General features: G+C 63.3%; 8 protein-coding genes. 4 read left to right on the plus strand and 4 right to left on the minus strand.

Translation table 11 applies throughout. From position 1 onward, the window contains the following. Positions 1-155: 155 nt before the first annotated feature. The 4 genes from F561_RS0108175 to F561_RS0108190 form a co-directional block, all read right to left on the minus strand. A complete protein-coding gene (locus tag F561_RS0108175; RefSeq protein ID WP_019009469.1) occupies positions 156-779 on the minus strand; it encodes a helix-turn-helix domain-containing protein in 624 nt (207 codons plus the stop codon). A gap of 376 nt (positions 780-1,155) precedes the next feature. Further along, positions 1,156-3,585 (minus strand): DNA gyrase subunit A, encoded by a 2,430-nt coding sequence (gene gyrA, locus F561_RS0108180; RefSeq protein ID WP_019009470.1) that lies wholly within the window; start codon positions 3,583-3,585, stop codon positions 1,156-1,158. Positions 3,586-3,783: 198 nt separating this feature from the next. Further along, positions 3,784-5,115 carry a hypothetical protein gene (locus F561_RS0108185; protein ID WP_019009471.1) on the minus strand — a complete coding sequence of 444 codons (1,332 nt, stop codon included), beginning with the start codon at positions 5,113-5,115 and terminating at the stop codon, positions 3,784-3,786. A gap of 230 nt (positions 5,116-5,345) precedes the next feature. Next, positions 5,346-6,746 carry an MDR family MFS transporter gene (locus F561_RS0108190; protein ID WP_019009472.1) on the minus strand — a complete coding sequence of 467 codons (1,401 nt, stop codon included), beginning with the start codon at positions 6,744-6,746 and terminating at the stop codon, positions 5,346-5,348. A gap of 248 nt (positions 6,747-6,994) precedes the next feature. On the opposite strand from F561_RS0108190, the gene fdhF reads away from it, so the two are divergent. The 4 genes from fdhF (at position 6,995) to F561_RS0108210 (ending at position 12,010) form a co-directional block, all read left to right on the plus strand. Beyond that, the gene (gene fdhF / locus F561_RS0108195) at positions 6,995-10,030 is read left to right on the plus strand and encodes a formate dehydrogenase subunit alpha (RefSeq protein ID WP_019009473.1); all 3,036 of its coding nucleotides are present in this window, start codon (positions 6,995-6,997) and stop codon (positions 10,028-10,030) included. 176 nt (positions 10,031-10,206) lie between these two features. After that, positions 10,207-10,686, plus strand: coding sequence for a helical membrane plugin domain-containing protein (locus F561_RS0108200; RefSeq protein ID WP_026298713.1), 480 nt, complete (start codon positions 10,207-10,209; stop codon positions 10,684-10,686). A gap of 5 nt (positions 10,687-10,691) precedes the next feature. Continuing rightward, entirely contained in the window at positions 10,692-11,522 is an 831-nt protein-coding gene (locus F561_RS0108205; protein ID WP_019009475.1) for a formate dehydrogenase accessory sulfurtransferase FdhD, read from the plus strand. Then, positions 11,519-12,010 carry a hypothetical protein gene (locus F561_RS0108210; RefSeq protein WP_019009476.1) on the plus strand — a complete coding sequence of 164 codons (492 nt, stop codon included), beginning with the start codon at positions 11,519-11,521 and terminating at the stop codon, positions 12,008-12,010. The genes F561_RS0108205 and F561_RS0108210 overlap by 4 nt, the downstream gene beginning before the upstream one ends. Positions 12,011-12,021 lie beyond the last annotated feature (11 nt).

Below are 12,021 nucleotides of genomic sequence, written 5' to 3' on the forward strand. Positions count from 1 at the left end.
AAGCTGTCGTTCCCACCTCTCCTGCGGAGCTTTGCAAGTCTAAGGGGGGGCGTTGCGGAGCAACGGGGGGGTTCACCCACAAGCTCGACTCACAATAAAAAACCGCCCAGCACGAAGCTTTGGCGGTTTGGAAGATTTTATTGGGAACTTTCTGATTATGCGGCGGCGATTTCTTGCAGTTGCTTTTCGTTCCGCAGGGTGATCTTGCCGTAGCCTGCGCTGATCACGCCTTCGCGGCTGAGTTCGCCCACGACCTTGGTCACGGTTTCGCGCACGCTGCCCACGGCGGCGGCCAACTCATCGTGCGTGGCGTAGATCATGGTTTCGCCGCTGTCGAGTTTGGTGGCGAGGGCGGTGTCTTTCAGCTCCAGCAGTTCTCCGGCAATGCGGGCACGCAGACGCTTGCCGACCAGACGGTAGATGCTTTCGTAGGCCCGCTCCAGGGTACGCACCAGATGGGTGGTGACAACCAAGTTGTCTTCGGCACTCATCAGGGCGGGGTTGATCACGTCCACGCTGCTGTCGGTCACGGCCTCGGCAAAGTAGGCGCGGTTCACGCCAGCAAGGGCTTCCTCGCCAAAGTACTCACCGGGCTTCACGTAGCGCAGGGTCAGGCCGTTGCCGTCGTCGTCCATGGTGTGCACGCGGATCAGGCCGCTGGCGACGCGGTACAGCATGTCGCTCTTGCCGGGGTACAGAATGACGGCTCCGGGGCGGTAGGTCACGGTATCGACAAAGGTGCGGTTATTGGTATTGGTTTTGTGGCTGGTCTGTGTCATGTGCGTCGCCTCCTGGCGGTAGGTTCGGATAAGGACGCTGAGGCGGGGCTTGCAGCCTTCCCAACGTTGATCACAGTGTAACCTAGAATCACATTTTTGTAAACAATTTTGTTTCTTTAATCAGTATTTAGCTTACGAAGTTGGGGGGAGAAGGGTGGTCGATTAAGTGACGTACTGCACGCTTGGAGCTTCATATTCTGTCTAGAGCAGAAACTCATGGGCCGCTCAGCCTGGATTTGGTGCCCTGGGCTACCCATTAACAGATAAGCAGACCAGGACTGACCGGATCGTCACTGAATGCTCGCAGTCTGTAGGCCGCCTATCAGAAGACGCCGCGCCTGACCTCGCGGGCCGGGCGCGGCGTCTTGGGTGTGCCTTAGAGTTCGTCTTCCTTGCGAACCGGGAAGGCGCTGATCACACGGTCTTTGTCCCCGATGTTGATGACCTTCACGCCCTGCGCGTTGCGGCCCGTGGTTCTGACTTCTTCTACGCGGGTGCGGATCACGGTGCCTTTTTCGGTCAGCACCATCAGTTCCTCGTCGCCTGCCACGCGGGCCAGCGTCACCAGTTTGCCGGTGCGCTCGGTCACGTCCAGCGTGATGACGCCGAGGCCGCCGCGGCCCTTGCTGGGGTAGTCGCCCGCCGGGGTGCGCTTGCCCAATCCAAACTCGCTGATGCTCAGGAGTTCGCTGGTTTCGTCGCCTCCGGGCACGAGCGCCATGCTCACCACCACGTCGTCTTCACGCAGGCGCATCCCGATGACGCCCTGTGTGGCGCGGCCCGTATCGCGCACCTCTGCGGCGTCGAAGCGCATGGCCTGTCCTTCACGGCTTGCCAGAACGATGTGGTCGCTTTCGCATACGATGCCCACGCCGATCAGTTCATCACCCGGTTGCAGGTTGATGGCGATCAGGCCCGCAGACGTGATGTTGCCGTAATCGGTGATCTGGGTCTTCTTGACGATGCCCTTGCGGGTGGCAAACACGAAGCTGCCTTCTTCTTCAAAGCCCTTCACGCTCAGCACGCTGGCGATGCTCTCCGTTTCGCGCAGGCTGGGCAGCAGGTTGCGGATGTGCGTGCCCTTGGCGTCGCGGCCCGCTTCCGGCAGATCGTAGATTTTCTCGTGGAAGACGCGGCCCTGATCGGTGAAGAACAGCAGATAATCGTGCGTGCTGCCCACGAACACGCGGGTATTGATGTCCTCGTCACGCAGTTTGCCGCCGCTGGAACCCCGTCCACCACGGGCCTGAGCGCGGTAGGCGTCCATATTGGTGCGCTTGAGGTATCCGGCGCGGGTCATGGTGATCACCATGTCTTCCACGGCGATCAGGTCTTCGCGGTTGATGTCCTCTTCAAGCAGGACGATGGTGCTGCGCCGCTCGTCGCCGTAGCGGTCACGGATGTCGCGGATTTCCTTCTTGATCTCGCGCCACAGCAGTTTTTCGTCGCCCAGAATAGAGCGCAGGCGGGCGATGGTGGTCTGCAGTTCGTTGAATTCTGCCGTCAGCTTCTCGCGTTCCAGTCCCACGAGGCGTTGCAGGCGCATATCCAGAATGGACTGAGACTGCACTTCGGTCAGGCCAAAGCGGGCCATCAATGCGTCGCGGGCCTCGGCTCCGGTGTTGCTGGCGCGGATCAGCGAAATCACTTCGTCGATATGATCGAGCGCCTTGATCAACCCTTCCAGCACGTGGGCGCGTTCTTCGGCTTTCTTCAGTTCGTAGGCCGTGCGGCGCGTGACCACGTCGCGGCGGTGAACGAGGAAATAACGCATGGTGTCGATCAGCGGCAGAACACGCGGTTCGCCGTTCACGATGCTCAGGTTGATGACCGTGAAGGTGCTCTGAAGCTGCGTGTACTTGTAAAGCTGATTCAGCACCAGCGTGGGAATCGCGCCGCGCTTGAGTTCGATCACGATACGGACAGGCTCTTTGCGGTCAGATTCGTCGCGCAGGGCGCTGATATCGGGAATCTTCCCGGCCTTGTACATCGCGCTGATGGTTTGCAGCAGGTTGGTCTTGTTGAGCTGGTAGGGAATCTCGGAAATGATGATCTGCGAGCGCCCATTCTTCTCGTCGATGCGGGCCTTGCCGCGCACCTTCAGGCCAGCGTGTCCGGTGGCGAACGCCTCACGGATGCCCTGCAGGCTGATGCGCCCGCCCGTGGGGAAATCCGGCCCCTTGACGTGCTCCATCATTTCATCCAGCGTGATCTGGGGATTGTCGATCAGGGCCAGCAGGCCGTTGCAGATCTCGGTGAGGTTGTGCGGCGGAATGTTGGTCGCCATGCCCACGGCGATGCCCGACGCGCCGTTGACCAGCAGGTTGGGAATGGCCGACGGCAGCACGGTGGGTTCGGTGGTGGTTTCGTCGTAGTTGGGCTTGGTATCGACGGTTTCTTTTTCGAGGTCGGCCAGCAGTTCCTCGGCCACCTTGGTCATGCGGGCTTCGGTGTAACGCATGGCGGCGGCCATATCGCCGTCCATCGACCCGAAGTTGCCCTGAGGATCGACCATCGGGTAGCGCATGTTCCACCACTGCCCAAGGCGCACCATCGCGTCATAGATGCTGGAATCGCCGTGAGGGTGATACCGCTTCATGACCTCGCCCACCACGCTGGCAGACTTGGCGTGCTTCTGGTTGGACATCAGCCCTTCTTGCAGCATGGCGTACATGATTCGCCGCTGCACAGGCTTCAGGCCGTCGCGCACATCGGGCAACGCCCGGTCCACGATCACGTTCATGGCGTAATTGATGAAATTGGTTTTGACTTCGGTGGTGATGTCAACGGGAAGAATTCCGGTCATGAGACTCCAATCTGCGCCGCAGGGCGTCAGGCGGGTTGGCGGAGAAAGTGCCCGCCAACCGGGGGATGAGAAGCCCGGCAAACCCTGCCGGGGATGGAACGAGTCTATCACATTATGCTATCAGCGTAATGGCAGATGCTCCCTCAACTGCCCCTATTGTACCGCACGGGGGCGGGAAAAACAGGGTATCGGCAGCCCTCAGTTCCCGATCTTCACCTTGAAGCTGATGGTGGCCGTTCCGCCTGCCTTCACGTCCACGCGCCGCTCTATGTTGTTCTGACGGTTGGCGGGCAACACCTGTCCATCTACGACCATGAATCGGCCATACAGTGCCTCGCGCAGTTGCACCCGCGTGGCGAGGATTTTGGTGCTGGTCAGGGTGTAGGTGACCTGGGACGTGGTAGACAGAATCCGGCCATCAGGCGCTTTTTCCAGGCCCAGTTGTTTTACATTTCGGGCGAACCGGAGTTCGGGATCAGCGCCGAGGTCTGTATCTACGGGTTTGCCGCCCTGCGTGGCTGCCAGTTGCACTGTGCCCACCAGCGCCCCGCCATCGCACACCGAGAGCGTGCCAGCGGGCAAACCCGAACCATTCGGCGTCCATTTGTAGTGCCGACTGGTCTGCCCCGAACTGTTCTGCGGGCTGAAATAGGTGCTGATGCTGTTGTAACGCGTAAAGGCCGTGATCTTGGGTTGCAGAAACGGTAGGGTCAGGGTTTCGCCGCGCCCCAAGGTCACGCTGCCCGCCAGTGCATAGCGTTGCAGCCCCCGCAATTCGCCAAGGCTGGAAATGGGAGAGGCATTACCTGCGGTATCTGAGCTGGGGATGGTGGGAAGGGACAAGGCTCCCAGCCCACTGACCACAGTCATGGCGGGCTGCCCAACTTCCGCCACCGTCTGGACTGTTCCTGCAAACAGGTCCACTCGCTCGCCCCTGAAGGGTTGGTCGCTGATGTTGCGGAGTTCGGCCAGTGCTGCCAAGTTTGCCTGTGCGCCGCTGGCGGTCAGTTCGTAGCGCGGTTCCCAGGACAGGGCGGCGGTGCGGTAGCTGATCTCTGCCGTTTGGGTTCCGGTGGCTGCCGACTCAAAGCGGGCCGCAACGCCGCCGCCCATCCAGCCGCGTGGAGGCAGGCCAGCAAAGCCCAGTTCGTTGGCCTGCACGTTCAGGTAAGCCCCGGATTCCAGCTGCACCAGCAGGTCTTCGGCCCGGATCAGGGTGCCCGCCAGCGGCGCTTGGCCCGCCCGCAAGACGGTCACAGGTTGGCCTTCCTGCGTGGTCAGCCAGTCTCGGTCTGTGGGCCGGGTTTGCAGGCGCAGCAGCGGTGTTCCTGTAAGCGTCAGGCTGTCCGGTTGCACCAAATTCCAGGCGGCGCGGCCAAAAGCCAGCTCAACGGCGGGCGGCGTGCCCTGTGGCCCGGTCAACACGGCGGATTGGCGCACCTCGCCAAAGCTGGGGTAGATGCGGAGGTCGGCGGCGGAGGCGCTGCACAAGAGCAGGGCGGCCAGCAGAAGAGGGCGGTGGAAGGGCACGGCACTATAGTTGCACAGCCTGTACAGTTATTGATTCTTGTGGAGATGGGCAACACCTTGAAAGCTGGGCCAGACAACCCCCCCATTGCTGACGCAACGCCCCCCTTAAAGGGGAGGACAAGGGCTTTTGGTGCTCCCCTTTAAGGGGGGCTGGCGGCGAAGCCGACTGGGGGGTTGGGCGTGGCTCAGTCACACAGGGATCAATAACTGACTGACTGAGCAGGACCGACTTACCCCTCCTGCCCCGCTGCCCCCACTCCCTGCCCGCCGCCCGACAACCGCACGCGCAGCAGCAAGCTCAGGATCAGGCCCAGCACCACCAGGCCCAGTGCCAGTTCATAGGCGCGGCGCAACCCCTCGGCCAGTTCAAAGCCGCCCGCTGCGATGGCCGCTGGTCCGATCAGGAGGGCCATGACCGCCACGCCCAGCGCCCCGCCCATCTGACGGGCAAACAGCACGCCGCTGGTCACTGCGCCCAGTTCTCCCTTCTGTGCGTCCTCCTGCGCGGCCAGCAGCAGGCTCAGCATGGCAAAACCCATGCCCATGCCCACCGCGAATCCCAGCGCCGACGTGACCCACAGCGGCGCGTGAACAGCAAAGATCAGGGCGGCAAACATGGCGACCAGCACGGCAAATCCGGTCTGGGTCAGGCGGGCCAGCGGAATGCGGTGCAGCAGGCGGGCCGCCAGAATAGAGGTCAGGGTCCAGCCCACCAGCATGGGCGTGAGGATGGCCCCGGCAGCGGTGGCCCCGCCCCCCGTGACCCCCTGCGCGTACAGCGGCAGATAGGCGATGACGCCGAAGTAAGCTGCCCCGCCCAGAAAATTGCCCGCAAACGCGATACGCGGCAGCCTTTCTTGCAGCGCCCGCATCGGCAGCAGCGGGGCGGGGTGGCGGCGTTCCAGCCACACGGCGGCCAGCAGGGTCAGCAGGCCTGCGCCCACCATGATCCACAACCGACTTTCCAGCCCCCACACGGTCAGGCCGCTGCCCAATGTAAAGAGTACGGCCCCCAGCCAGTCCAGTTGCGCGGGGCGGGGCGTACCCGTTTCCTTGAGGTGCCGCCACGCGATGTACAGGGCCAGCATTCCGAAGGGCAGGCTGACAAAGAATGTCCAGCGCCAGGAGAGGGTATCGGTGAGCCAGCCGCCCAGCAGCGGCCCTGCCAGTCCCGAGACGCCCCACACGCCGCTGATGAAGGCCTGCACGCGCCCGCGTTCGGCCAGCGCGTAGGTTTCGCCGATAATCGTGAGTGTGAGGGGCAACACCGCGCCCGCGCCGAGGCCCTGTAAGGCCCGCGCCGCGATCAGCCAGCCCATGCTGTTGGCGAGGCCACACAGGGCGCTGCCCACCAGAAACACGATCACGCCCGCCAGATACAGCCGCCGCCGCCCCAGCACATCCGAGGCGCGGCCCCACAGCGGGCTGGACACGGTACTGGTCAGCAAAAATACGGCAAAAGGCAGGGCGTACCAACGTTCGCCGCCCAGATCGGCAATGACACTGGGCATGGCCGAGGCCACCACGCTGGCTTCGAGGGCTGCCAGAAACACGCCCAGAATCAGGCCCGTGGTGGCAAGTCGGCGGGCATCGAATCCCGGCGGTGAGGTGGGGGAGGGGGGAACCGTCATGGGGGCCAGCCTACGCCCGCTGCAAGGAGCCAAAGGGTGGGGAAGCCTTCAGAGGTCGGTCATCAATGGGTGTAGACAACACCGTCTCCCAGGTTTTTGTCAGTTCTCCTGCTTAGGCGCTGGATGAACCCCGCCTATACTCCTGCTTATTCGTGTAAGGCAGCACAGGCGCACAGATGTAGGGCGGAGGCAATGTGACACAGCACAACCGAACAACGGGCACGCAATCTCAGCCGGGGCCGCTGCGCGTGGCAGGCGGGGCAGCAGTTCCTCTACAAACAGTCAGTGTCCAGATCGATGGCGTGGCTTTTGAGGGCCGGGTCGGGGAACCCCTGATCGATGTGATCAACCGCGCCCAGATCGAGCTGGCGCAGGTCTGCTATCACCCACAGTTGGGGCCGATTCAGACCTGCGACACCTGCGCGGTAGAAGTTAACGGCGTGGTGGGCCGCGCCTGCGGAACCCCGGTCACAGCGGGCCTGACAGTACGCACCCAGACGCAGGCCGCCCGCCTCGCCCAGCGCGACGCCTATGACCGGATCGTGTCCAACCACGACCTGTACTGTACCGTCTGCGACAACAGCAACGGCAATTGCACGGTTCACAACACGCTGGGGCTGCTGAGCATCGACCATCCCACGCGGCCTTTTCAGCCCAAGGGCTTGCCGCAGGATCATTCCAACGCCTTTTACCGCTACGACCCCGACCAGTGCATCCTGTGTGGCCGCTGCGTGGAAGCCTGCCAGAACGTGCAGGTCAATGAAACCCTGAGTATCAACTGGGAAGCCGAGCAACCCCGCGTGCAGTGGGACGGCGGCAAGCCGATTGGCGATTCCAGTTGCGTGAGCTGTGGGCACTGCGTGACCGTTTGCCCCTGCAACGCGCTGATGGAAAAGTCCATGCTGGGCGAGGCGGGCCTGCTGACGGCGCTGCCCAAGCCCGTCTTCGAGTCGGCCATCGATCTGGTCAAGGGCGTGGAGCATTCCAGCGGCCTGCAACTGATCATGAACGTGTCGGATGTGGAGGCGCAGGCTCGGGCGGCGTCCATCCAGAAGACCAAAACCGTGTGTACTTATTGCGGCGTGGGCTGCTCATTCGAGGTCTGGACGAAAGATCGCCACATCCTGAAAGTGGAGCCGGGGCCGGGGCCAGCCAACGGGATTTCCACGTGTGTGAAGGGCAAATTTGGCTGGGAATACGTGAACAGCGAAGACCGCCTGACCACGCCCCTGATCCGCGAAAACGGACGATTCCGCGAGGCGACGTGGAACGAAGCCCTCGACCTGATCGCCCGCCGCCTGACCGAGATTAAGGGGCAGCACGGGCCGGATGCGCTGGCGTTTATCGCGTCCAGCAAGGCCACCAACGAGGAAGCTTATTTGGTGCAGAAGTTTGCGCGGCAGGTGATCGGCACCAACAACGTAGACAATTGCTCGCGCTACTGCCAGTCTCCGGCCACGCAGGGGCTGGCCCGGACGGTGGGCTACGGCGGTGACAGCGGCACCATCCACGACATAGAAAACGCCAAGCTGGTGATCACGGTGGGCAGCAACACCGCTGAAAGTCATCCGGTGCTGGCAACCCGTGTGAAGCGGGCGCACAAGCTGGGGCGCACGGAACTGGTGGTTGTGGACATCCGTGAACACGAACTGGCCCGCCGCGCCGACAGGTTCCTGCGCCCGCGCCCCGGCACCGATTTCGTGTGGCTGTGCGCTGTTTCGCGCCTGATTCTGGAACGAGGCTGGGCCGACGACGCTTTCTTGCAGGCCCGCGTGAACGGTCTGGAAGAATTCCGCGCCAGTGTGGACGCTTTTACGCTGGCCTACGCCGAGGCGGAAACTGGAATTCCGGCGGCAGATCTGGAAGCTCTGGCGCGGCAAATCGTGGCGGCCAGCCGGGATAAATCCGGGGGCGGCGTGTGCATTCTGTGGGCGATGGGCGTGACCCAGCAGTGCGGCGGCAGCGAGACGAGTACCGCCATCAGCAACCTGCTGCTGATCACGGGCAATTACGGACGCACAGGCACAGGCGCGTATCCCCTGCGCGGCCATAACAACGTGCAGGGCGCATCCGACATGGGGGCCATGCCCGATCAGGTCAGCGGCTACCAGAAAGTGGGCGACCCCCTGACCGTGCAGCGCCATCAGCGCGAATGGGGCGTACAACTGCGGCCCGAGCGTGGGCTGGACAACACCCAGATGATCGACGCGGCCATAGACGGCAAGCTCCGGGCACTCTGGCTCACGGGCGAAGAAATGAGCCTCACCGACGCCAACGCCAACCATCTGGAAAAGGGGTACGAGGCGCTGGAATTTATGGTCGTGCAGGACCTCTACTTTACGAATACCGCCCGTTACGCCGATGTGGTGCTGCCCGCTGCCTCCGCGCTGGAAAAAGAAGGCACCTTTACGAGTACCGAACGCCGGGTGCAGCGTCTCTATGAAGCCATGCCGCCGCTGCGGGGCACGCGCCCCGACTGGCAGATTTACACGGCAGTTGCAGAGCGCATGGGCTGGCGCTGGGGCTACACGCATCCCTCCGAGATCATGGCCGAAATTGCCCGCGTCACACCCATCATGGCAGGGGTCAGTTATGAGCGCTTGCAGGGCTTCGATTCTCTGTGCTGGCCTGTGGCCGAAGACGGCACCGACACGCCGCTGCTGTATATAGACCGCTTCCATTTCCCCGATGGCAAGGCCCGCCTCTACCCAGCCGAGTACCAGCCGCGCCAGCACACCCCGGGCGCTGAATTCGACCTGCACCTGAATTCGGGGCGCATGCTGGAGCATTTTCACGAGGGCAACATGACCTTCCGGGTGCCCGGACTGGCCGCGAGTGTGCCCGATACCTTCGTGGAAATCAGCCCCGAATTGGCCGCCGAACGCCAGATCACCAACGGACAATGGGTGCGCCTGATCAGCCCCAACGGCGCGGTGAAATTGCAGGCCCACATCACCGGGCGGGTGAGCGGTCATGAGGTGTATGTGCCCATGAACGCCCGCCATGCCGAAGACGCCGTGAACCGACTGACCGGCAACAACCGCGACACCGTGACCAACACGCCTGCTTACAAAGACACCTCCGTGAGAATGGAAGTGCTGAGCGAGGGCGGCCCGAACCCGCTGCCGAAGGGCAATTCCCGCTACGGCCACCCCACGCCGCAAACCGGGGTAGAGGTGGAGCGCAAGTGGGCGCGGCCTGACTATGTATTTCCGGGTGGACTCCTCCCCATGCTCGGAGACAGCCTGAATGCGAGGTCTGACCGTCTGGGCGGGGATGATTAGGGGAAGGGCAATCGCTGCGCTCACTCACCCCCGCCCCAGCCCTCCCCCCTCAAGGGAGAGGGAGTGAAAGCCCGTCATCCTCCCCTTTAAGGGGGGCGTTGCAGAGCAACGGGGGGGTTTACACACCAACGCTTCCTACTCCCCACCCCCCACCCCCCACATCCCGGAGTTCCCCAATGGCAAAAGCAATCGAATTTACCCCCCAGCCCCCCAGCCTCCAACAGAAGCTTGACGCCTCGGTGGGAGATTCTGCCGAAGCCTTGGCCGAAAGCCTGCGCCTGCTGCGCGAGCTGCACGAACACGGCGTTTTAGAGGTCTTGGTGCGGCTGGTACGCGGTGGCGAGGGCCTCAGCGCTTCCGCCCTGCACCTGTTGGCGGGTGAGAGCAGCACCACCCTGATCAAAAACGTGGTGGAACTGGGCAAAACTGCCTCGGCCCTGAACCCCGATGAGGTGCGCGTGCTGGGGCAGGCCGTCAGCGCGGGCGTCACCGAGGGGGCCAAGTACGTGGCTGAATTCTCCTCCCGCAACCGGGGCATCGGCCTGCCTGAACTATTGAGTATGCTGCGTGACCGCGATGTTCAACTGGCGCTGGGTGCAGTGTTCGGCGTGCTGAAGGGCGCGGGCCGTGCCTTGCGGGAAGCCGGAGAGGACTAGGGCAGATGTCCGGCCCCACCCTGTCCAGCGCTGCCCTGACGCAGTGGCCCGCAGAGGTCTATTCCGGCAGCGGAATGGGGGAGAGGCCAGAGGTGCTGGCTGTAGAAGAGCCGCTGGAGGTGCGCCTGCACACGCCATCCGGCCCGGTCACGCTGGGCGTCCTGATGAGAACGCCCGGAGCCGACGCCGAACTGGTGCTCGGCTGGCTGCTGGCAGAAGGGCTGTTGCCGGAAGGATGGTTATTGGGAAATCTGCGGCTGGAACCTGACCCGGAGAATCCGAATGTGGTGCATCTGCACACGCCCGAGCATGAGCGGTTGGCGGCGGGGGCGCGAATGGGGGTGTCGTCCAGTGCGTGCGGCGTGTGTGGCACGGGCAGCATCGAGCGCTTGGCGGTGCGGGCGGCCCTGCCGGGTTGGACGGGTGGCCCCCTCAGCGCCGCGTTTCTGGCCGGGTTGCCGGGGCGGTTGCAGGCGCATCAGCCGGGGTTTACGGCGTCGGGTGGGCTGCACGCGGCGGGCCTGTTTGGGCCGGATGGAACCTGTCTGTGCGCCTACGAGGATGTGGGCCGCCACAACGCCACCGATAAAGTGCTGGGCTGGGCGCTGGAATGCGGATTATTGCCGCTTTCAAATGCGGTGTTGGTGGTCAGCAGCCGCGCCGGATTTGAGATCGTGCAGAAGGCGGTGATGGGAGGCGTGGCGGTGGTGGTCACGGTGGGCGCGGCTACCAGCCTTGCCGCCGAGACTGCCGCCACCTTCGGCGTCACTCTGTGCGGCTGGGCGCGGGCAGATCGCCTCACGGTGTATTCGGGAGCAGAGCGGGTGGGGCCATGAAACGGGCAGATCTGGCCGACGCCTTTGAGTGGGACGGCTCGCTCCTCAACCTCTGGAGTTTCGGTACCGACGCCCCCGCGTGGCTCCGCGCCATGCACGCGCTCGACCGGGCCTTTCCCTGCGCTTTCCTGATTGGCGGCGAACCCGCCCCACTGCCCGATCTATCAGAGATAAAAACTTTGGCAGAAGGCGAGGAACAGATTGCCGAGTTTCACGTGGATACAGCCTGTCCGGGCGGGGCGGGGCTGAACAGGGCCGGGGCGCTGCAAGTCGTGTTCTTTTTAAACTTTGGCCCTGAGCTGATGCAAGCCACCCTGCACCCGCTGGATGTGCCCGACGAGGCTGCTTTTGTCCCCCTGACACACCTGGTCGGCGTGCTGGCAGAGGCCACAGGTCAGCATGTGTTCCTGTGCGCCGAAAGTGGTTCGTTTGAACCGCATCTGGTGTATGCGGTGTACCGCCTCGCCTCTGGCTGGTCACCGAGCTGACCTTGAGCCAG

Source organism: Deinococcus aquatilis DSM 23025, assembly GCF_000378445.1.
Lineage (GTDB): Bacteria > Deinococcota > Deinococci > Deinococcales > Deinococcaceae > Deinococcus > Deinococcus aquatilis.